Below are 21,393 nucleotides of genomic sequence, written 5' to 3'. Positions count from 1 at the left end.
GCTTTTAAATTGCATGCATGTGAATTACTCTAAGCACAATTCGTTAAAGGTTTATTTCTGGAATGTCTGACTTTTTGATTGATGAAGAATTACTTGCCGCCATCGATATGGGATCAAACAGCTTTCATTTGGCCATCGCCCGTGTAGACCATGGCGAAGTGAAGAAAGTGGCATCAATGTCAGAAAAAGTTCAGCTTGCCGCAGGACTAGACGAAAATAAGAATTTAACCGAAGCCGCCCAGCAACGCGGTTTGGCCTGTCTGGCCCGTTTTGTCGGACGTTTAGGCGCAGTTCAGCCAAACCGCTTGCGGATCGTGGCGACAAATGCTTTGCGTCAAGCCAAAAATGGTCATGAATTTATCCAGAAAGCCGCAGAAATTTTACCGAAACCGATCGAAATTATTGCCGGCCGTGAAGAAGCCCGTCTGATTTATCTGGGTGTATCGCATACCATGGCCAACAGTGGTCGTCGTCTGGTGGTTGACATCGGTGGCGGTTCGACTGAGCTGATTATTGGTGAAGAGTTCGAGCCGATTCATACCGAATCGGTACAAATGGGCTGCGTAGCCTTTACCAAGGCCTATTTTCAGGATGGTGAAATCAGTGCCAAAGCCTTTGATAAAGCAGTCACTGCGGCACGTAAAGAAATTTCCGGAATTGCCAATACTTATAAAGAAGCCGGTTGGGATGCTGTCGTCGGCTCGAGTGGTACCATTAAAGCCTGCCGCCAGATTTGCGTCAATATGGGCTGGAGCAATGATCGCGAACAGTTGACGCGTGAAGGCCTGGAAAAGCTCAAAGACAAACTGCTTAAATATAAATATGTCTCGGACATGGAATTCGAAGGTCTGAAAGATGATCGTCGTGCCGTTTTACCCGCCGGCATTGCCATTCTCTATGCAGTCTTTGATGTATTGGGAATTGATCATTTGGTCTATTCCGATGGTGCGCTACGTGAAGGCGTGATGTATGACTTGCTTGGCCGTTTCAAGCACGAAGATATCCGTGATCGTTCCGTACATGCCTTGATCGGCCGTTATAATGCCGATGCCAAGCAGGCAGAACGTGTGGTTCAGACCGCACAGAAATTGTTTAATGACGTGGCCAGTGAACTCGGGTTGAGTGTTGAAGATAGTGACCTGTTACGTCGTGCCGCCTATCTGCATGAGATTGGTTTGGCCATCAGTCACAGTGGCTATCATCGTCATGGCGCGTATTTATTACAACATTCGGATATTGCCGGTTTCTCGCAAGTTGATCAAAATCATTTGTCACATTTGGTCGCGCACCATCGGCGTAAATTGCGCGCTGATGCCAAGATTGATGTGATGAAAGTCGGTGGATCTAAACTTTTATGGTTATGTTTGCTGCTTCGTCTGTCGGTTTTGGTCAATCACAGTCGTAGCGATGAGATGCTTCCTGCCATTGAACTCAAGGTTGAAAATGCGCAACAATGGCAACTCAGCGTGTCTGGTGATGCCAAGCAATGGCCATTGCTGGTCGCTGAACTGCACGATGAACAGCAGCAATTTAAAAATTGGGAGATTGAACTCTCGATTCAATCCGAACAGTTTGTTAATTAATACCTTTATAGGGATGAAAACGGTTAACCTATGAAAAATAAAGCAACTCCATCAAAAGCATGGGCGACAGTGCAGATTGCACGTCATCCAGAACGTCCACAATTCCTGGACTATGTGGGTGAAATATTCACTGAATTTGATGCTTTACATGGTGACCGCCTATATGGTGATGATGGCGCGATGATCGGTGGTCTGGCTCGTTTCGATGGTCAACCGGTGATGATCGTTGGTCAGCATCGTGGTCGTAGCACCCGTGAAAAATTACAGCATAATTTTGGCATGAGTAACCCGGAAGGTTATCGTAAGGCACAGCGTCTGCTAGACATGGCAGAGCGTTTTAACCTGCCAGTCTTTACTTTTATTGACACTATGGGTGCTTATCCGGGTGTCGGTGCAGAAGAACGTGGTCAGGCTGAAGCGATTGCCACTAGTCTGGCTCAGCTTTCCAATTTGAAAGTACCTGTGATTGCAACTGTACTGGGTGAAGGCGGTTCAGGTGGTGCACTCGGTATTGGGGTAGCAGATCGTGTGGTGATGCTCTCTCACAGTATTTATTCGGTGATTTCACCGGAAGGCTGTGCCTCAATTCTTTGGAAAACCGCTGAAAAAGCTGAACAGGCTAGTGAAGCCTTGGCTCTGACTGCAGAAAAATTGCAGAAAATGGGTATTGTAGAATATGTGGTGGATGAAGGTGAGGGTGCTCATTTAAATCCGGATCAGGTCATGAACAGCTTGAAAGCAGTGCTGAAAGAAGCTTTGAATGAACTGCAACCAATGGAAGCGCAAGCACGATGCGAAGCACGTTACCAACGTTTAATGAAGTTTGGCAGCGACAATTTAGGTCTGGTTTCTTAAAACAGCTGCAGGACTTTCCTGCAGAGACAAAATTTCTCATCGGATGCAGTGGCGGCGTAGATTCTATGCTGTTGCTGCATCTGATGTTTTTTTTATGCCGGGGAAAAGTCCGGGCAATCTATGTGGATCATCAGCTGCAAAGTATCAGTAGTGCATGGGGTACTTTTGTCCAACAGCAGTGTCAGCAACTGAATATTCCCTGCATCATTCAGCCAGTCAATGTCGCTAATGGCAATCTGGAACAGCAAGCGCGCGATTCACGTTATCAGGCCTATCTGCAACATTTGCAAGCGGATGAAATGTTGGTGCTAGCACATCATCAGCAGGATCAGGCGGAAACCCTGATGCTGCGTTTATTGTCTGGCGCCGGTGTTGACGGTTTAGCGGCAATGAAACAGATCGATGTACGTGAAAATCTCACGATTTGGCGGCCATTGCTGGATATTTCCCGTGAGCAGATTTGCCAATGGGCATCAGAGCTGAATGTTCAGAATATTGAAGATCCAACCAATGATGATACTCATTATGACCGGGCCTGGGCACGCCAGACCCTGTGGCCGGTATTAAGCGAACGTTATCCTAAAATGCAAACTGCCTTGGTGCGAACCAGTGAGTTAATGCAGGATGCTCAAAACATTTTAAAAGAAGTGCTGCAACAGGATTTAGCATCTTGTGGGACTGAAATGCAGCTCGATCTTGGTAAATTTCTACAGCTTTCAAAATCACGACAACGTCAATTACTCTCTGCCTGGATGAAAGGTAAACAACAGTATCGTCCATCCTTAGATATGGTAAAGCGTTTGCAATGCGAAGTGATTTATGCCAAGCAAGATGCTCAGGCAGCATTGCATTGGCAAGGCTTTTATTATGTACGCTATCAGCAGCAATTATATCGTTTGACCGCAGAGATCTATTTAGCCGAGCAGCAACAGGTTCAAACTAGTCCGGAAAGTATAAAATTCGCTTTAAAAGACTGTGTGCAGGTTTTGTCAGGGAAATTTATCATCGCGCCTGCACAGTTCGGTTTATCTCCTACATTATTGCAGCAAGCTTTGCATTTACAGCAGAGGCAGGGTGGCGAAAAAATTCATTTATATGGCCGTGTCGGTACCTGGCCGCTGAAAAAAGCTATTCAGGAAGCGCAAATATTTCCCTGGGCTCGGCATACTATTCAAATATTAAGCACAGATAATGTTATGCTAGGCGTGTTTACCCCTAAAGGATTTTGGTTGGCCCAATCTGCATATTGTGAAGCAGGCGGATGGCTGCCGATTTCGGTTTTTTCAACTTTAGAACTCAACGATGAGCATTGAACATGAGTGCAGCTTTAAATTGTAATATCTGTTTTATTGGTGGCGGTAATATGGCCCAAGCCTTAATTGGCGGTCTGATTTCACGTGGTTTGCCAGCAACACGTATTACAGTTTCTGATCCGGTCGAAAAAGTCCGTGCTTTATTGGCGGAAAAAGAAATTAATGTGACCGGGGATAATAGTGCTGCAATTCAGGATGCAGATATCGTTGTATTGGCGGTAAAACCTCAGGTTTTGGCTCAAGTACTGCAACCTTTAAAAGGTCTGGTTAATAACAAACTGATTATTTCCATTGTTGCCGGTGCAGAAATTGCCACATTATCAGCATTGTTGGGGACAGAGCGTATTGTCCGGGTCATGCCGAATACACCTGCATTGGTACAGACCGGTGCACATGGTTTATATGCCAATGCATTTGTGGAAACCAGTGACCGTGAGCTGGCCAGTCAGGTTCTGGCGTCGACCGGGCTGACCATTTGGGTCGAATCAGAAGCACAAATTGATGCAGTCACTGCAGTCTCGGGTTCGGGTCCGGCTTACTTTTTCTATATGATGGAAAGCATGATTCGTGCGGGTAAAAATTTAGGTCTCGATGAAAAAGTTGCAACCGCACTGACTTTGCAGACGGCTTTAGGCGCGGCGCAAATGGCGATTACCAGCTCGAATACGCCGGCTGAGTTACGTAAAAATGTGACTTCTCCAAATGGGACTACACAGGCCGCACTTGAAGTCTTTGATCGCGCCCAGATTTCTCAAAATATTCAGGCGGCACTTGCCGCTGCACAAAAACGCAGTCAAGAACTGGCACAAGAGCTCAGTGAAAGCAGCAAATCTTCAGTTTAATTTTTAGGAACGTTCAAGTATGGGTGCAAATTCTGCGCTAATTTTTGGCATTATCATTAACGTCGCGATTTTGCTCGTATTCTTCCGATTTTTAATGCAACTGGCAGCGGTCAGTCCTTACAATCCTGTGGTTCTTTCTACCGTGAAAGCCACTAAAATTGTAGATGTATTTGGTCGAATTTTCCCAACCTTGGCCAAAGGCCGAGTCAGTACTGCTGCTTTGGCATTATTGGTCGTGCTTTATCTGCTTAAAATTTTTGGCATGATGTATCTGTCAGGGGGGATGCCGAATGGGCCTGTCCATCTGATTATTCTGACTTTTGTCACCATGATGCAGGATTTGATCCGTTTCTGTCGTTATTTGATTTTCGCTACGATTATATTAAGTTGGGTGGTGATGTTTACTCAGTCTCGTTCGCCTTATATTGAAGTGGTGCAAGAGCTGGCTGAGCCTTTACTGGCGCCATTCCGCCGGATTATGCCAAATATGGGGATGATTGACCTTTCTCCAATCTTTGCCATTTTAACTTTAATTATTATCGAAATGATTATGAACCAAGTGGCGATCGTATTGCTTACTGGTCTTTAATCGGATCCAAATAAAAAGGACGCCTCAGCGTCCTTTTTATTTGCTCCTCCCTTTAGAAAAGGGAGGTTGGGAGGGATTTGTTAAACTTCTCAAACCTTGACAAGTTTTAATCGAAGTGCAAGAAGAAGAGGGGATTTTAACCTCTCCCTAGCCCTCTCCTAGAAAGAGAGGGAACATATATACTCTTAACCAGTAATGCTGCTGATTTTCTAAAAATAGAAAAACATGCGTTCAAAACTTGATAGCAGAAAAAATTTTAATATCGCTGCCTGTAGGTGATGTTTATAAATTAAAATCGCCTCCATCCCCTTGCGGAATATATTCCTCACCTCCTAAAGGAGGAAGAGGTTAAAGACGCATTAATGCGCTTCATCCCAGTTTTTACCTTTACCCACTTCTACCACCAATGGTACAGAAATCTGTAGTACCGATTGCATCACTTCAGCCAGTTTAGGTGCCAGTTCATCGGCAATGTCTTCATCGACTTCAAACACCAGTTCATCGTGAACTTGCAGCAGCATTTTGGCCTGATCTTTTGGTAACATCTTGTCCACTTCAATCATCGCCATTTTAATGATATCCGCAGCCGAACCTTGTAGCGGGGCATTAATTGCAGCCCGTTCTGCCGCTTTACGCACCATCATATTACGGGCATCAATATCTGGGGTATATAAACGGCGTCCGAGCAAGGTTTCAACAAAACCTTGTTCTAATGCGACCTGACGGGTACGTTGCATATAGTCATAAATGCCCGGATAGCGGTGGAAATACTGCTTGATATAGTCCTGTGATTCCTGACGGGTAAAGCCCAACTGACGGATCAAACCAAACTCGGACATACCGTAAAGTAGGCCGAAGTTGACAGCCTTGGCCTGACGGCGCTGGTCATTGGTCACTTCTTCCAAAGGAATGCCTAGAACTTCAGCTGCGGTACGGCGATGTACATCCTGACCGTGAATGAATGCATCCAGCAGGGCTTCATCCTGAGATAAATGTGCCATGAGACGCAATTCAATTTGTGAGTAATCGGCTGCCAGCAAGACACGGCCTTTAGGTGCCACAAACGCCTTGCGAATTTGACGGCCAATTTCGGCACGAATCGGAATGTTCTGCAGGTTTGGATCAGTCGATGATAAACGGCCAGTTGCAGTCAATGCCTGGTGGTAACTGGTATGCACACGGTGAGTATCAGGATTGGCCTGTTTGCATAAGCCATCGGTATAAGTGCTTTTCAGCTTGGACAAACCACGATATTCCAGAATCAGCTGGGCAATCGAATGTTCAATTTTTTCCAGTACACTTTCACTGGTACTGTATTGTCCGGTGGTGGTTTTTTTACCGCCTTTTAGCCCCAGCTTTTCAAACAGAACTTCACCGACCTGTTTAGGTGAGCTGACATTAAAGCTTTCACCGGCAATTTCCATGATCTGGTTTTCCAGATTGTGCATGGTGTTAGAAAATTCGCCCCCAAGCTGATCCAGAAAAGCAAGATCCAGTTCGATGCCGTTTTCTTCCATTTGCGTCAGTACACGTGCGACCGGAACTTCAATATTATGCAGAATATTCACCAGTTCAGGGTGTGCCTGCAATTTGCTGCTCAAGACTTCATAAAGGCGATAGGTGACATGTGCATCTTCTGCGGCATAATGTGCTGCAGTTTCAAGTGGAATCTGGTTGAAGGTCTTTTGTTTAGCACCTTTACCGGCCACTTGTTCATAAGTCGTGGTCAGATGACTCAAATACAGACGGGCCACATCATCCATGCCATGACGGGTCGCGACAGAATTCAGGACATAGGAAGCCAGCATGGTATCGAAATACCAGCCTGCCAGATGAATGCCATGATTTTCCAGTACATGTGCATCATATTTCAGATGATGCCCAATTTTCTTTACAGACTCATCTTCCAGAATTGGTTTGATCTGCGCCAGAATTACTTCACGATTCAGCTGCTCCGGTGCGCCTTCATAATCATGTGCCAAGGGAACATAATAAGCATTCTGCGCATCGAAGGCGACCGAGAAACCGACAATCTGTGCAATACGATAATCCAAACTGGTGGTTTCGGTATCAAAGGCAAAACGTTTTTCGGTACTTAGGCGCTCAAACAGTGTGTCCCAGTCCTGCTGGCTTAATACTGTGTGGTAGGTCGCTTGACCTAGCTGGTCATCACTGCTGGTTACAGACGCATGGTCTTCCAGAGGTTCTGGTGCTGTAACCGCTTTGGCGTTAATAGATTTTGCCGCCTGCTGGTAATTTGAATTATTCGGGTTGTTCGGGTGATCTAAGGACTGCAGCTGGTTACGGAATTCCAGCTCGGTGTACAAATGACGTAAGGTCTCGACATTCGGCTCACCCAGTTTTAAATCGTCATAACCAAAGTTAAGATCCAGATCGATGACAATACTGGCCAGTTGATGGTCCAGTGCAATGCCATCGACATGTTCTTTAATATTTTGACCGACTTTGCCTTTGATCTTGTCGACATTTTCTAAAATGCCACCAATCGAGCCATATTCAGTGAGCAGTTTTGCTGCAGTTTTGGCACCTACACCTGGCACGCCCATGATGCCATCTGATGCATCGCCCATCAGGGTCAGATAGTCAATAATCTGATTCGGCCAGACCCCAAACTTTTCAAACACCCCGTCGACATCCAGCGGTTTTTCTTTAAAGCTGTCTTCCAGGGTAACTTTTTCGGTCACCAGTTGCGCCATATCTTTATCGCCCGTAGAGATCAGCACCTGATGTCCCATCGCCTCGGCACGTTTGGCCAGTGTTCCGATAATGTCATCGGCTTCGGCACCCGGTAAGGTATGCAGGGGAATGCCCAAAGCGCGGATCAAGGCATGCAGATAAGGAATCTGTTCGGATAATTCCGTTGGCATGCTGGGACGGTCACCTTTATAAATCGGTGACAGCTCATGCCGAAAGGTCGGTTCTGGGGTATCGAAAATTACCGCCATATGGGTCGGTTGGGTCCGGCGCATCAGTTTTTGAATAGCAGAAATCGCACCACGAATTGCATTGGTATGTAAACCGGTTGACGTGGTTAATGGTGGCAGTGCGTGAAAGGCACGAAATAAAAAGTAAGAGCCATCGACCAAGACAAATGGTGGCATGTAATCAATTCCTTATTCAAAATACAGCGCTATTGTACGTGATTTTTACCGCGCTCGCTGAGGCGAGTCTGAGTTTACAGCTTAGCGAATATCGGCCGAAGATGAAATAAGCAGCACAAGCTGTTGTATGATGGAACGATTCAGGAAAGAGAAATATAAGAATGGCTGCAGGACGGAATGAGTTACGCATGATCTGGCTGATTACCCTGCTGATTGCCGGGATCAGTGCCTGGTATCTGGGTTATCAGATTGTGACTTATCTGTGTGGTTTGGGTTTTATCTTTAGCGTGATGCAATATGTCACTGCGGTAGAAGCACCGCTGAATCAATTGGCCGCACAGCAGCAAATGTCCCTAGAACGCAATTCTAAAGTTCCTTTATATATTTCTTCAATTACTGCCATTGTTGGCGGACTGGCTGAACTGGATTGGCTGATGGGCATCGGGATTACGACCTGGGTATTCTTTTTGCTCAGGTGGCTGCAACGTCTGGAAGGGCGCTTGATACAGCTGCAATCACAATCCCATTCTGCCAATCCCTTACAGCAATCACCGGATCGATCCGATTCTGTTCCATTCGTGAAAACTGAGTCTGCCCAAGAGGTAAACGACCCTCCTCATCTGGTAGATCAACTGCAGCGCTGGCTTTTCCAGGGAAATCCAGTCTTAAAAGTCGCAATCAGTATTTTAGTGATTGGGATTATCTTACTGCTACGTTTTGCCACCGAGCACTGGCAACTCAGTCTGGCTGCAAAATTGGTTCTGGTTGCACTGGTAAGTGGGTGTATAGCAGGTCTGGGTTATCGTCTGATGCAGAAAAATCGGAGTTTTGCTCTGGCATTGGAAGGGCTAGGTTTAGGGAGTCTGTTCCTGACCTTATTTTTTGCCTATTACAATCTGGTGATTCCCACGTTACCGTTGGCGACTTTGTTATTCCTCATTATTCTGGCCATTACTTTGTATTTAAGCCTGAAACAGGAAAGCATCGAACTGGCCTTGATGGCTTTGCTGATTGCTTATCTGGCGCCGTTTACCTTGCCTACCCGCGATGCTTCGGCTGTTGAGTTGATTAGCTATTATCTGCTGATCAATATCGGGGTGGCAGTGCTGAGCAGTTTCCGACCATGGAAGATTCTCAATCAAATTGCTTTTTTAGTCACTGGGATCGTTGGCGGGATATATAGCCTGATTCATGGTTATACATATGAGCGTTATGCCATGACTGCGCTGATTCTGGCACATAGTGCACTGTTTATCTGGCTAGGTTTCCGCTTTAGCCAGTTGCTGGCACGACAGGATCTCTCACGTTTTCAATTAAAACCGGTATTGGACTTAGCACTGATTTTTGCTGCCCCTATTACCGCTTATATTTTTTTGTATCTGATTCATTTTAATCAGCCCAATCAAAAGCTCTGGCAAGCTGGATTAAGCCTATTCTTTGCACTGGTCTTTGCCGCTTGCTGGACACTGCTGCGCTCTAAACAAACTATCCAGCTCATTTCACAGAGTTATCTGAGCCTGATGCTGATTTTTCTCGCCTTGGTGCCACCGATCTTATTGACAGAACAATGGAGTGTGATTGGCTGGGCAGTTGAAGGTGTGCTGATTTATTTATGGGCCTTGGAAAAAAATGTCCGGGTAGCACACTATCTGAGCATGGGCTTATTGCTGATGGCCGGATTCAGCAGCCTGTATTATCTGGTCGAGATTAATCCAACACCGCGAATCATTTTCTGGGTTTTGAGTCTGTGCTATGTGGCAGTCGTAGTCATCAGCCAGCTTAAAAAGCAGTACCAAGAGCAGATGGATAGTCTGAGTGTCAGCTTTTTAAGCAGTTTAAGTGTTGCGGCCAGCCTAATGTTATTTGCCTTGCTAGAAGATGAATTTCCGAGTCAGCATGCCTATGTGCTGAGTTTATTTATCATCACACTGGGTTATGTACTGTTCAATGAAATGATCCTGCGCAAAACCCAGGAATGGTCCTGGTTACTGCCGAAGTGGAGTGGCATCTCGCCCTTGCTGGTCATTGCGGCGATTCTGACCCTGGATCGTAGTCAAAATGCGGTGATTGTCTGGAATAGTGATCTGGAACGTGGGGTTTCTGCACTTTCAACGATATTATTGGCCATTCTGTGGCTTAGACCGCTGGCTGGCTTGCAGCTCTCCAAAGAATGGATGAGCTTTGGCGTTTTTAGCAGTCTGGCTCTGGCAAGTTTATGCCTGATCCCGAACATGCCTTATCTGAGCATGGTGATTTTACCTTTATTATTCTGCCTGTGGTGCTATCGGCAGGATGTGCAGTCAGGTTGGCAGCAGCTTTGGCAAACCAAGAGCTGTTTATTGCTGATGGCAACTTGGCTGGTTTGTTCACAGCTGTTTAGCCAGCAAGCCTTTCAATATTACTGGCTGCCGATTCTGAATCCTTTTGACCTGATCAGTATCGCCATGTTTGCCAGTTTTATCTGGATGCTGTTACAGCAAATCAAGGTGGGACGTGATAAAGGCATGATCGCAGTTTTAATGGTACTAAGTCTGTTATGGCTTTCCAGTTATATTGTTTTAAGAGCTTTACATGTGTACCTGCAGACGCCGTTTAATGAGCTGGCATTATGGAGCAATGCGACAGTTCAGCTTAGTCTGACCATACTCTGGGTATTACTGGCCTGGATTACCATGTGGACGGCGACACTCAAAAAACTGAAACCGATGTGGATTTTAGGCGGCAGTATTCTAGTGATTGTGACCTTGAAGCTCGTACTATTTGACCTGTCACATATTGGCACCCTGACCCGGGTGATTTCCTTCTTGCTGGCGGGCGGGGTGATGCTACTGATTGCTTATATTGCGCCGATGCCGGAGAGGGAGCTTTGAATCCTCTCCCTAACCCTCTCCTTTAAAAAGGAGAGGGAATCTAAGGGTTATTTCAGATCAGGCTCTCTTTTGAGGGCCTTTTCATTGGCATATTGATCGATTTCTTCATTTTCCAAAGGACGGGAAAGTGGATGATCGACAAAGCCCATTTTTGGCACCGGAATTTCAATCTGGTTATCGACAAAGCCGTTGCGAATCCGTTCCTGCATTTCATCACGAACTTTCAGGTAGTTTTCCTGTTGGCACCACACTGCAAACAGCAGTTCAATCGAAGATTCACGGAAAGCGGTAACGGTGACTGCAGGTTTCGGGTCGGCCAGAACCAGTGGATACTTGTTGGCAACATCCAGCAGAACTTCGCGCACCTTGATAATATCTTCATGGAAATTGATTGCCAAGGTAATCGGAATCCGCCGTATCGGAAATTTCGACAAGTTCTGCACCGGTGCCCGAATTAGCTGTTCATTCGGTAAACGCACATAGATATTATCTTGGGTCAAAAGTTTAACCGAGAGCAGATCAATCGAAATCACTTCGCCTTCAATGGTATGCCCACGAATCAAGGTAATCTGGATGGTATCACCGACTTCAAAAGAACCTTCACCAATCAGGAACAGACCACTGATCAGGTTGGATGCTGAGGTTTGCGAAGCAAAACCCAGTGCGACCGTTAAAATCCCTGCAGCGCCAAGGAAGACACTGAGTTTAAAACCGGCTTCTTTCAGACTAGCCATCACAAACAGCAGGAAGATAAAATAGAAAATTCCGCGGCGCCAGACCAGTTTCTGATGGGCATTAAAACGGACACCAATGGTGCGAATAAAGGTATTGGAAATAAAGCGTGCGATCAGGAAACCAATAAAGCACAACACCACCGCCACCAGAACTTCGGTCAAACGGTCGGTATTGATATTGGTAAATACTCCCTTCAGGCTGTTGGTGACTTCGGTCGGAATATTTGAACTTGGCATCAGACGCCCTTAGAAAAATGAATCAAACATATTAAATAACGCACCTGCCGGATCGCGCGGTGGATGCAGATAGGCCACTTCACCAGCATTTGGTGGTGTGCGGTTTTCGACCCGAATCCGTGGTGGACGATCCGAACTTTCATGCAAAACGCGGATTTGTGATGTCCATAAGCGGCCGGTACTTTCACTGTAAAAAAGCGGCAGGGCAGGCACTGGCACATTCATTCGGTCAAAGCGCAATTGCTGGTTACTGGTATTGTGAAACTCAATCGGCGTGACTGCACGAAAGGCTCGCGGATGTAACTGTTTCAGTTCGGTTCTGCCATCGACTGCGGTGGCATAACAGATTTCCCCCGAACGGTGATTGGGTCCAAACCAGGTGTCTTTTGGCAAGATTACCGGCAAATCGAAAATCGGTTCGCGCTGCCCCTCGACAAAACCGGCAATCCATAAGGGCGTGCTGATATAAAGCGTACCGCGCTGTCCGGCAGGAATATAAATCGGATCGACTGGTTTAATCACCACAGAACGGTCTGCAAGGCGTGGCATCAGTTGCAATTTGTTTTGCGTGGATTTGAACATATAGCGTTCAATTTTCACAGGTGGGGGAAAGGCAAAATTCGGATCATCAATCTGATGCCATTGCTGTTCATAATCGTATTGCACAGAAGGGCGGAAATATTCCAGTCGCCATTCCTGAATCCCTCGGGTCAGCCGAAACAGCAAGGAGCCAAACTGCCAGGCTTTAGACTGATTTATTTCAAAATTCTGTTCTCCCCACCAGCGCATTTTCGCTGTATTCGGGATTAATTCATCTTTATCTCGCGGCAATCTTGGCACCCTTTCTTGCTAAATCTTTGAAAACATACTTCACGCTGTCATATGCTTAGAGTACACTCAATTTAAATTTTTTCATCATTATTATAATCCGCGATGCAAGTACTTAAACAATTACAAATCCCATATAGCTTCGCCAAGCGCCATGGTGTGCTGTTGCGTTATGAGGGAGATCAGGCCTTTATTCTGCGTCGTGACAATACCTCGATGCTTGCATTGCAGGAAGCTCGCCGTCTGCTCGGTTATCCGGCTCATTTTCAACTCTGTAGCGAACAGGAATTTAACCAGTTACTCAGTTCCAGTTTTGCCGGCGATAGCGGCGAATCGCAACAGGTCGCTGCCGGTCTGGAAGATCATCCGGATTTACTCAGCCTGGCTGATTCCGTACCTGAAGCTGAAGACCTGATGGATCAGGAAGATGATGCGCCAATTGTACGTCTGATCAATGCGCTATTATCCGAAGCAATTCGTGTTGGGGCTTCCGATATTCATATTGAATCTTTTGAGAAAAAACTGTCGGTGCGTTTACGGGTCGATGGCCAGTTACGCGAAATTGTCCAGCCACGCCGTGAACTGGCCCCGCTTCTGGTTTCACGGATTAAAGTCATGGCCAAACTGGATATTGCCGAAAAACGTATTCCGCAAGATGGCCGTATTTCCTTGCGTCTGGCAGGGCGTGAAGTCGATGTGCGTGTATCAACCTTGCCATCTTCTTATGGTGAACGTGTGGTGATGCGTCTTCTGGACAAGCAGGCAGGCCGTTTGAACATGACCCATTTGGGCCTGATGAATAATGACTATGATCGACTCAAGACTCTAGTGCATCGCCCACATGGAATTATTTTGGTAACCGGCCCGACCGGTTCGGGTAAAACCACCACTTTATATGCGGCACTTTCTGATCTGAATGATGGTTCCAAAAATATTCTTACGGCTGAAGATCCGATTGAATATCAGCTAGAAGGCATTGGACAAACGCAGGTCAATACCAAAGTGGATATGACCTTTGCCCGTGCTTTAAAAGCCATGTTGCGTCAGGACCCGGATGTGGTCATGGTTGGTGAGATTCGTGATCTGGAAACCGCAGAAATTGCAGTACAGGCATCCCTAACAGGACATCTGGTGTTATCCACCTTGCATACCAATACCGCGATTGGTGCGGTTACGCGCCTGAAAGATATGGGGATTGAGCCATTTTTGCTTTCCAGTTCTTTAATCGGGGTAATTGCCCAACGTCTGGTGCGTACCTTGTGCCCACATTGTGCGACCTGGCATGAGGCAGATGCTTTCGAGAAGAATCTATTTGGCAATATTGAGCATCCCCAAGATTTAAAATTACCGCAACCTCAAGGCTGTGAACGTTGTGGCAATACTGGCTTTAGTGGTCGTACCGCGATTTATGAAATTGTGCCAGTCGATGATCATATGCGCCGTCTGATCCATGGTAATGCGGCTGAATATGAAATAGAAAGCTATGCACGTCAGCAGTCAGGTTCTATTCGCGATGATGGTCTGCGTAAAGTACTGGCCGGAAAAACCACGATTGAAGAAGTATTGCGAGTGACCAACGAAGCCGCGGATTAATCTTTTAATCTATTACCTTCATTATAAGGATCGTCAGGACTTTTGGGATATTGACCAGAGACTGACGATTTTTTTCATGAGTTGTGCACGAAAAGGTGCAGTCGGATTGCCCGGATTACGCAAAGTTTCATTTTCGTAAAATGTCTGCCAGGCTTGTGCCATTGCTAAACTCAGTCCTTTCTGTTTCATTGTTTTAACTTCGGCTTGAGTAATATTGAGAAAACGAACTTCAGCATCTTTGGGGCCAGCGCCCCAACCAATAATCCCTTTACCAAATTCAGGCAGAATCATATTGTTGGGTGTTGCAGGAATGGGCAGGCGTTCAATTTCAGTATTGAGCAGAGATTTTATATGCGGACGGATTTTTTCTGAGAGATAAAGATCTGCAAAAGAGGGAGTAGCAACAGTGAGTAGGACAGAACTTAAAAGAACAGGTTTGAACATCAATATAAATCAGATAATTGTAAATAAGAATCATTATATATAAGTTCTTGGGTTTTTGCTGTTGTTTTGAAAACGAAGTTGGATGTTGAGGGAAAGTGAAGTGACTAAAAGTTGAAATTTATAATTGAAATCTAGCTATCCTGAAGCTATTTTTTCAGGATAGCAGTTAAATAAAAAAATTAAGTAATTACGTTTAAGTTCACATCAATATTATTACGGGTCGCATTTGAGTATGGACAAACAATATGCGCAGCATCCACCAGTTTTTTTGCTTCTTCCTGATCCATGCCTTCAAGATGGATGTTTAATGTCACTTCGATCCCGAACCCGGTAGGAATCGGACCAATCCCAACATCACCTTCAATATAGGCATCTTTACTGATATTGAGCTTGTCACGATTGGCAACAAATTTCATTGCACCCAAGAAACAGGCGGAATAACCTGCGGCAAAGAGCTGTTCAGGATTGGTTCCACCGCCTGGTCCCCCCATTTCTTTAGGTACGGCCAATTGGACGTCCAGAATTTGATCGTCAGAAATGGCGCGGCCATCACGGCCCCCTGTGGCTTTGGCATGTGCGGTATAGACGGCTTTTTCTAATGACATGAGTTAAATACCTGTTTATTTTTCGTAGAGCTTCTATGCTCGGTGATTTCACCTGAAGAATAAGCAGGGATTTTGTTATTTTATGCAAGCAAATGAAACGATTCAGGAAAGTTGAAGAAGTCTACGGTGTTGCATTAAAGGCATGGATTCACGCACTTTTTGCTGTTCATTTAAATCAAAGTCGACGGTGATAAGTTGAGCACCTTCTGCATGGATCATATTAAGAAGTTGTCCACGACTATTGGTGGCGGCTGCATGTCCCCAAGTCTGGCGTTTTTCTCCATGCCAGCCTTGTTGAGCTGCACCAAGCACCGAGCATTGGCTATCTAGAGCACGTGTTTGCAGAAGAAGCTGCCAGTGCATTTCACCTGTGGTATAGGTAAAGGCAGAAGGAGCGGTCAAGAGGTTTGCACCTTTGGCTCGTAAATTTAACGCCAGTTCCGGAAAGCGCAGGTCATAACAGACCATTAACCCAATATTGCCAAAAGGGGTCTTGGCTACGACAACATCTGTGCCGGGCTCAAAGAACTTGGATTCCTGATAACCACCGACAGCATCGCCGACTTGCACGTCAAACAAATGAATTTTGTCATAACGCGCTTCGGTGCGTTCCGGACTGATACACAGGCTAACGGTACGCACGCGGCCATCTTCAATGATCGAACCATCCGGACGATAAGGGCAGGGTAATGTACCAGCGACGATCCAGGTGTCATATTGATGGGCAAGTTGTTCCAGACGCTGCTGAATCACTTCAAATTGTGCAGCAGTTTCACGCTGTTTTCCTGCGGCAAAACAGACAAAGTTTTCCGGGAAAACAATCAGTTCAGCTCCATTGGCCTTACTTTGTTGAATTAAAGATTCAATCTCCACGAAATTGGCATCAATTTCATTTTGAGAATTCATTTGTACAACAGAAAGTAAAGTCATAGGGTCCTCTTATAAGATGGTTATACCTTTTGCTCGGAAATTTTATCTAAATTGTCTTGCTCTTTCTGTAGCTGTTTGACTAAAGGTTCAAACATGTTCTGATTGCTTTGATTCAGTTTCATCAAGGTTTTATGCGCATCCAGAACCGTATTCAGCATATTTTGATGCGTGACATGTTCTTCCATCAGCGCACGTGTGCAGACATTTGGATCACCACAATAATTCAGAATCACAAACACTTGGCTCAATCCCATACTGTTGGCCAAAGTGGTAATGTCAGAATTGGTAGAAAGCATGACAGCCTGAATATTGTGTACTTGCTTGAGTTTGAGTCCTAGTTTCGCTAAAACACCCAGTACGGTACTGTCAATGAAACTGGTTTCGGTGAGATCAACGATAGCGCCAACTACGTTGTCTTGCTGTTCAATTTTGTTCAGTAATTTGTCTAGACTAATACAAGATTGGGCACGCACTTCGCCGATAAGCTTAAAAATATGCGTTCCATTCAGACTTGCATATTCAACATGACCTGTTGACATATAAATGCCATTTGCAGAGAAGGATATTAAATTATCCCATAGGGTGTATTGATACTCAAGTGGCTGAAAGTAGTAATCAAATTAAGTGCTTATAAAGCCTGTAAATATACTGCTAATTTACGCGGATAAAGCTTAAAAAGGCGATATCGTCAGCCACATGTTCCGGAGCCTGAAAAGATTGATTCTGCAAATGGTGTAATAATTGCGAGAATTGTTCATTTAAACCACCATCAAAAGGTTCCAGTGCGCCATCCGAACAGATAATAAAGCGCGCATTGCGACTTAATACCCATTCATTTTCCTCAACTTCAAGATCTTCGGTTAAGCCCAAAGGGAAACTGCTGGAAGAGAGGATTTTAGGTTCTTGATTGGGTTCAAATATAATCGGTGGAGGATAATGTCCAGCGCTGGACCATTTTAATACATGGGTTTCAAGATTAAGAATCCCGGCAATCATGGTGATGTGCTTTTCAATATTTTCCTGCATCAGCATACCGTTCAGCTTCTTGATCAGCTCGCGCGGCGTCTTGGAGCGACCATGGAAAGCTGCCATCCAGGACGTGAGCAAACTACTGGTGACGCCATGTCCGGATACATCGGCCAAATAGAAAATCACTTCTTTGTCGCTGATTTTCCAATAATCATACCAATCCCCTGAAAGATAGGCTGAAGGCTGAAAATAGGTTTCGACCTCGTAATTGGTCAGTTCAATCGGATTCGGTAACAATTTTTTTTGTAGTTCTGCAGCAGAAGGCAGGTCACGGCTATCCTGGTTACGCTTATATTGTGCATCAATTTTTTGTAATGCCAGATCTGGATTCTCGGGAAGCTTGTTCCAGATCCAGCCGGCTAAAGCACCTTGTTCCCAGGCCTGAGCCAAAGCAGTACCTTCATTTTCTAAGGCCAGTACAATCGTAGGCAGATTCCACTTATATTTCAGATAATCATGTACATCTGCAATCGCAATAATCGTAGAGTCATACAGTTCATGATCATCCAGATAGATCATCTGAACATGAGGAAGCGTATCAAGTACTTGATCTAAGTAAGGAATATCACGAGTCGGTTGAATGAAATACATAAAAAAGTGATTCAATCCCAAGATTGGCTATAAGATGTACTATAACAAGCAAAGTATTGCTAGCGAACAGATTTTCACTAGCAATCATACATGAAGCTTAAACTTAAAGATCTTCGTTTGAAGATTCAATGTTGCTATCACTAGAAGGTGCATCATCAGAATTGTCATCTTCAAAATCATCTTCTAGGAAAAGCGTATCTTGTTCTGTACCTTTCTTTTCTGCAATTGCATAATTGGTACGTTGTAAATAAATATCGCGAATCTGCGCATAGCGATCGCCAGTCAGCACTCCTTCAACGTCCAGTATTTCTGAACGGGTATCGATGGCACGCCAAAACTGATCAGTCCAGTAAAGTCCATCTTCATCTTCGAGAATGTATTTTTGTGGACGAGCTTGACTATCTACAGCAGTACCGATTACGCCACGGACAGAACTTGGACCTAAAAATGGCAACATGATATAAGGGCCAGAAGGCACGCCATAATAACCTAAGGTAATTCCAAATTTTTCCTCTTCATGACTCAAGCCCAGGCGACGCGCTGGATCAGCCAGTCCTAAAGTTGTTAAGGTGTTAATGGTAAAACGACCTAGGGATTTAGCAGCGCGGGCAGGACGACCTTGAATCAGCTGATTCACCACATTCCAAGGTTCACCTAGGTTACTGCGGAACTGGGTATAGCTGCCACGAACATCTTGAGGAACTTTTTCCACATATTGTACGGCTATGGGACGTACCACGGTGCGGTCAATCGCATCATTAAACTGATAGATCTTTCTATTTAACGGTTGAAAAGGATCTTTAACTTCTTCAGCCTGTGCTGCACTGGCATCAACTTTCAGTTGCGTTTGTAATTGTTGCGCTTTGGTCGAGATTTTTGTTCTAAGCGGCGTTTTTGCAGGCTTGTTTTCCAGATTTTCCACACTGGTGGCCGCCTCGGCGAAAACATGTGCGCTTGAAGCTAAAGAAAATAAGCATATAGATAAGTAAATAGAACGATGCATAAGGTAACCTGAGGCCTTTTCTGTGTAAGTAGCACTACTTATTAGTATAAAAATAATAAACGTTATATTCACGAATAGACATCATTTAAGCAAATTTGTATAAAAAATGAATGAAAACACACGAAAAGCTTAAAAAATATACATACAAAATGATTTTCTTGAAAAAGGTGTTGCAAGGGCTCTGAAATGCTGTAGAATGCACATCCATCGGCGGTGATGAAGATTAAAACTTCTGATAAAACAGTGACTTAGTTAAGTTTAATTGAGTTGGGTTTTATTTGATAAGTTTAAAAATAATCTGAATTACTGGTTGACTTTCTAGAGATAGAGAGTAATATAGCCGACCTAGCTTGCTGGTGACGAATCAGCAAGAAGATCATTAAGAGATTATGAAGAACAACTTGTGTGGATTTTTACTGGTTGATTGATCGAAATTATTTTCATTGATTGATGGTAGAAATTACTCGAAGTTTATTTGAGAAATATTTGTCAGAAAATTGATGAGCCAAGATTGGCACCCTTTAAGGTGCTACTGATTTTAAACTGAAGAGTTTGATCATGGCTCAGATTGAACGCTGGCGGCAGGCTTAACACATGCAAGTCGAGCGGGGAAGAGTAGCTTGCTACTTTACCTAGCGGCGGACGGGTGAGTAATGCTTAGGAATCTGCCTATTAGTGGGGGACAACATCTCGAAAGGGATGCTAATACCGCATACGTCCTACGGGAGAAAGCAGGGGACCTTCGGGCCTTGCGCTAATAGATGAGCCTAAGTCGGATTAGCTAGTTGGTGGGGTAAAGGCCTACCAAGGCGACGATCTGTAGCGGGTCTGAGAGGATGATCCGCCACACTGGGACTGAGACACGGCCCAGACTCCTACGGGAGGCAGCAGTGGGGAATATTGGACAATGGGGGGAACCCTGATCCAGCCATGCCGCGTGTGTGAAGAAGGCCTTTTGGTTGTAAAGCACTTTAAGCGAGGAGGAGGCTACCGAGATTAATACTCTTGGATAGTGGACGTTACTCGCAGAATAAGCACCGGCTAACTCTGTGCCAGCAGCCGCGGTAATACAGAGGGTGCAAGCGTTAATCGGATTTACTGGGCGTAAAGCGCGCGTAGGTGGCCAATTAAGTCAAATGTGAAATCCCCGAGCTTAACTTGGGAATTGCATTCGATACTGGTTGGCTAGAGTATGGGAGAGGATGGTAGAATTCCAGGTGTAGCGGTGAAATGCGTAGAGATCTGGAGGAATACCGATGGCGAAGGCAGCCATCTGGCCTAATACTGACACTGAGGTGCGAAAGCATGGGGAGCAAACAGGATTAGATACCCTGGTAGTCCATGCCGTAAACGATGTCTACTAGCCGTTGGGGCCTTTGAGGCTTTAGTGGCGCAGCTAACGCGATAAGTAGACCGCCTGGGGAGTACGGTCGCAAGACTAAAACTCAAATGAATTGACGGGGGCCCGCACAAGCGGTGGAGCATGTGGTTTAATTCGATGCAACGCGAAGAACCTTACCTGGTCTTGACATAGTAAGAACTTTCCAGAGATGGATTGGTGCCTTCGGGAACTTACATACAGGTGCTGCATGGCTGTCGTCAGCTCGTGTCGTGAGATGTTGGGTTAAGTCCCGCAACGAGCGCAACCCTTTTCCTTATTTGCCAGCGGGTTAAGCCGGGAACTTTAAGGATACTGCCAGTGACAAACTGGAGGAAGGCGGGGACGACGTCAAGTCATCATGGCCCTTACGACCAGGGCTACACACGTGCTACAATGGTCGGTACAAAGGGTTGCTACCTCGCGAGAGGATGCTAATCTCAAAAAGCCGATCGTAGTCCGGATTGGAGTCTGCAACTCGACTCCATGAAGTCGGAATCGCTAGTAATCGCGGATCAGAATGCCGCGGTGAATACGTTCCCGGGCCTTGTACACACCGCCCGTCACACCATGGGAGTTTGTTGCACCAGAAGTAGGTAGTCTAACCTTAGGGGGGACGCTTACCACGGTGTGGCAGATGACTGGGGTGAAGTCGTAACAAGGTAGCCGTAGGGGAACCTGCGGCTGGATCACCTCCTTAACGAAAGATTGACGATTGGTAAGAATCCACAACAAGTTGTTCTTCATACGATGTATCTGAGGGTCTGTAGCTCAGTTGGTTAGAGCACACGCTTGATAAGCGTGGGGTCACAAGTTCAAGTCTTGTCAGACCCACCAAATCTGACTA

Annotated in this window: 16 protein-coding genes, 1 tRNA gene and 1 rRNA gene; 9 read left to right on the top strand and 9 right to left on the bottom strand. The window is 45.4% G+C overall.

All coding sequences use genetic code 11. The features are described from left to right. The first annotated feature begins 62 nt into the window (after nt 1–62). From ppx to MTX11_RS01685, 5 genes are read left to right on the top strand one after another with little or no spacing between them, the layout of a single operon-like run. Nucleotides 63–1,583 (top strand): exopolyphosphatase, encoded by a 1,521-nt coding sequence (gene ppx, locus MTX11_RS01705; protein ID WP_004278264.1) that lies wholly within the window; start codon nt 63–65, stop codon nt 1,581–1,583. 30 nt (nt 1,584–1,613) lie between these two features. Further along, entirely contained in the window at nt 1,614–2,438 is an 825-nt protein-coding gene (locus MTX11_RS01700; RefSeq protein ID WP_004278263.1) for an acetyl-CoA carboxylase carboxyltransferase subunit alpha, read from the top strand. Next, nucleotides 2,375–3,751, top strand: coding sequence for a tRNA lysidine(34) synthetase TilS (tilS, locus tag MTX11_RS01695; RefSeq protein ID WP_243474208.1), 1,377 nt, complete (start codon nt 2,375–2,377; stop codon nt 3,749–3,751). The genes MTX11_RS01700 and tilS overlap by 64 nt, the downstream gene beginning before the upstream one ends. Nucleotides 3,752–3,753: 2 nt before the next feature. After that, entirely contained in the window at nt 3,754–4,593 is an 840-nt protein-coding gene (gene proC, locus MTX11_RS01690; protein WP_114541354.1) for a pyrroline-5-carboxylate reductase, read from the top strand. Between the two features lie 19 nt (nt 4,594–4,612). Then, a complete protein-coding gene (locus MTX11_RS01685; protein ID WP_004278259.1) occupies nt 4,613–5,182 on the top strand; it encodes a YggT family protein in 570 nt (189 codons plus the stop codon). Between the two features lie 359 nt (nt 5,183–5,541). Here MTX11_RS01685 and polA read toward each other — a convergent pair whose 3' ends face one another. Continuing rightward, nucleotides 5,542–8,304 (bottom strand): DNA polymerase I, encoded by a 2,763-nt coding sequence (gene polA / locus MTX11_RS01680; RefSeq protein WP_243474206.1) that lies wholly within the window; start codon nt 8,302–8,304, stop codon nt 5,542–5,544. A 161-nt stretch (nt 8,305–8,465) separates the two neighbouring features. On the opposite strand from polA, the gene MTX11_RS01675 reads away from it, so the two are divergent. Further along, entirely contained in the window at nt 8,466–11,174 is a 2,709-nt protein-coding gene (locus tag MTX11_RS01675) for a DUF2339 domain-containing protein (RefSeq protein WP_243474205.1), read from the top strand. Between the two features lie 47 nt (nt 11,175–11,221). Here the strand turns inward: MTX11_RS01675 and MTX11_RS01670 are convergent, their stop codons facing one another. Further along, nucleotides 11,222–12,145 (bottom strand): mechanosensitive ion channel family protein, encoded by a 924-nt coding sequence (locus MTX11_RS01670; protein ID WP_004278256.1) that lies wholly within the window; start codon nt 12,143–12,145, stop codon nt 11,222–11,224. 9 nt (nt 12,146–12,154) lie between these two features. Further along, on the bottom strand, nt 12,155–12,934 hold the full coding sequence (locus MTX11_RS01665; protein ID WP_086044916.1) for a hypothetical protein: 780 nt from the start codon (nt 12,932–12,934) through the stop codon (nt 12,155–12,157). A 144-nt stretch (nt 12,935–13,078) separates the two neighbouring features. Between MTX11_RS01665 and gspE the strand changes: the two genes are divergently transcribed. Then, entirely contained in the window at nt 13,079–14,566 is a 1,488-nt protein-coding gene (gene gspE / locus MTX11_RS01660; protein ID WP_243474204.1) for a type II secretion system ATPase GspE, read from the top strand. Between the two features lie 33 nt (nt 14,567–14,599). Here the strand turns inward: gspE and MTX11_RS01655 are convergent, their stop codons facing one another. The 6 genes from MTX11_RS01655 to MTX11_RS01630 all read right to left on the bottom strand — a co-directional run bounded on the left by MTX11_RS01655 (nt 14,600) and on the right by MTX11_RS01630 (nt 19,168). Next, nucleotides 14,600–15,010 (bottom strand): DUF4951 domain-containing protein, encoded by a 411-nt coding sequence (locus MTX11_RS01655; RefSeq protein ID WP_243474203.1) that lies wholly within the window; start codon nt 15,008–15,010, stop codon nt 14,600–14,602. 179 nt (nt 15,011–15,189) lie between these two features. Then, nucleotides 15,190–15,615: an organic hydroperoxide resistance protein gene (locus tag MTX11_RS01650; RefSeq protein WP_004732917.1), complete on the bottom strand. Its 426-nt coding sequence runs from the start codon at nt 15,613–15,615 to the stop codon at nt 15,190–15,192. 102 nt (nt 15,616–15,717) lie between these two features. Beyond that, a complete protein-coding gene (locus tag MTX11_RS01645; RefSeq protein WP_004647541.1) occupies nt 15,718–16,545 on the bottom strand; it encodes a carbon-nitrogen hydrolase family protein in 828 nt (275 codons plus the stop codon). 20 nt (nt 16,546–16,565) lie between these two features. Continuing rightward, nucleotides 16,566–17,084 carry an anti-anti-sigma factor GigB gene (gene gigB, locus MTX11_RS01640; protein WP_004647542.1) on the bottom strand — a complete coding sequence of 173 codons (519 nt, stop codon included), beginning with the start codon at nt 17,082–17,084 and terminating at the stop codon, nt 16,566–16,568. A gap of 112 nt (nt 17,085–17,196) precedes the next feature. Then, nucleotides 17,197–18,165 carry an RsbU family protein phosphatase GigA gene (gene gigA / locus MTX11_RS01635; RefSeq protein WP_004732911.1) on the bottom strand — a complete coding sequence of 323 codons (969 nt, stop codon included), beginning with the start codon at nt 18,163–18,165 and terminating at the stop codon, nt 17,197–17,199. A 103-nt stretch (nt 18,166–18,268) separates the two neighbouring features. Further along, nucleotides 18,269–19,168, bottom strand: a complete 900-nt coding sequence (locus MTX11_RS01630; protein WP_243474202.1) for an MlaA family lipoprotein — start codon at nt 19,166–19,168, stop codon at nt 18,269–18,271. A gap of 540 nt (nt 19,169–19,708) precedes the next feature. Here MTX11_RS01630 and MTX11_RS01625 point away from each other — a divergent pair. Further along, a 16S ribosomal RNA gene (locus tag MTX11_RS01625) occupies nt 19,709–21,246 on the top strand. Nucleotides 21,247–21,306: 60 nt separating this feature from the next. Continuing rightward, nucleotides 21,307–21,383, top strand: a tRNA-Ile gene (locus MTX11_RS01620). The last annotated feature ends 10 nt before the right edge of the window (nt 21,384–21,393 follow it).

The organism is Acinetobacter lwoffii (genome assembly GCF_022809915.1).
Classification (GTDB): Bacteria; Pseudomonadota; Gammaproteobacteria; order Pseudomonadales; family Moraxellaceae; genus Acinetobacter; species Acinetobacter lwoffii_M.
Note: the sequence above shows the minus strand (reverse complement) of the source record. Positions and strands in the feature narration are given on the sequence as shown.

Bases quoted from the DNA above. Each gene is read 5' to 3' on its own strand.
- ppx (WP_004278264.1), top strand. From the start codon at position 63: ATGTCTGACTTTTTGATTGATGAAGAATTACTTGCCGCCATCGATATG.
- MTX11_RS01700 (WP_004278263.1), top strand. From the start codon at position 1,614: ATGAAAAATAAAGCAACTCCATCAAAAGCATGGGCGACAGTGCAGATT.
- tilS (WP_243474208.1), top strand. From the start codon at position 2,375: ATGCGAAGCACGTTACCAACGTTTAATGAAGTTTGGCAGCGACAATTT.
- proC (WP_114541354.1), top strand. From the start codon at position 3,754: ATGAGTGCAGCTTTAAATTGTAATATCTGTTTTATTGGTGGCGGTAAT.
- MTX11_RS01685 (WP_004278259.1), top strand. From the start codon at position 4,613: ATGGGTGCAAATTCTGCGCTAATTTTTGGCATTATCATTAACGTCGCG.
- polA (WP_243474206.1), bottom strand. From the start codon at position 8,304: ATGCCACCATTTGTCTTGGTCGATGGCTCTTACTTTTTATTTCGTGCC.
- MTX11_RS01675 (WP_243474205.1), top strand. From the start codon at position 8,466: ATGGCTGCAGGACGGAATGAGTTACGCATGATCTGGCTGATTACCCTG.
- MTX11_RS01670 (WP_004278256.1), bottom strand. From the start codon at position 12,145: ATGCCAAGTTCAAATATTCCGACCGAAGTCACCAACAGCCTGAAGGGA.
- MTX11_RS01665 (WP_086044916.1), bottom strand. From the start codon at position 12,934: ATGCGCTGGTGGGGAGAACAGAATTTTGAAATAAATCAGTCTAAAGCC.
- gspE (WP_243474204.1), top strand. From the start codon at position 13,079: ATGCAAGTACTTAAACAATTACAAATCCCATATAGCTTCGCCAAGCGC.
- MTX11_RS01655 (WP_243474203.1), bottom strand. From the start codon at position 15,010: ATGTTCAAACCTGTTCTTTTAAGTTCTGTCCTACTCACTGTTGCTACT.
- MTX11_RS01650 (WP_004732917.1), bottom strand. From the start codon at position 15,615: ATGTCATTAGAAAAAGCCGTCTATACCGCACATGCCAAAGCCACAGGG.
- MTX11_RS01645 (WP_004647541.1), bottom strand. From the start codon at position 16,545: ATGACTTTACTTTCTGTTGTACAAATGAATTCTCAAAATGAAATTGAT.
- gigB (WP_004647542.1), bottom strand. From the start codon at position 17,084: ATGTCAACAGGTCATGTTGAATATGCAAGTCTGAATGGAACGCATATT.
- gigA (WP_004732911.1), bottom strand. From the start codon at position 18,165: ATGTATTTCATTCAACCGACTCGTGATATTCCTTACTTAGATCAAGTA.
- MTX11_RS01630 (WP_243474202.1), bottom strand. From the start codon at position 19,168: ATGCATCGTTCTATTTACTTATCTATATGCTTATTTTCTTTAGCTTCA.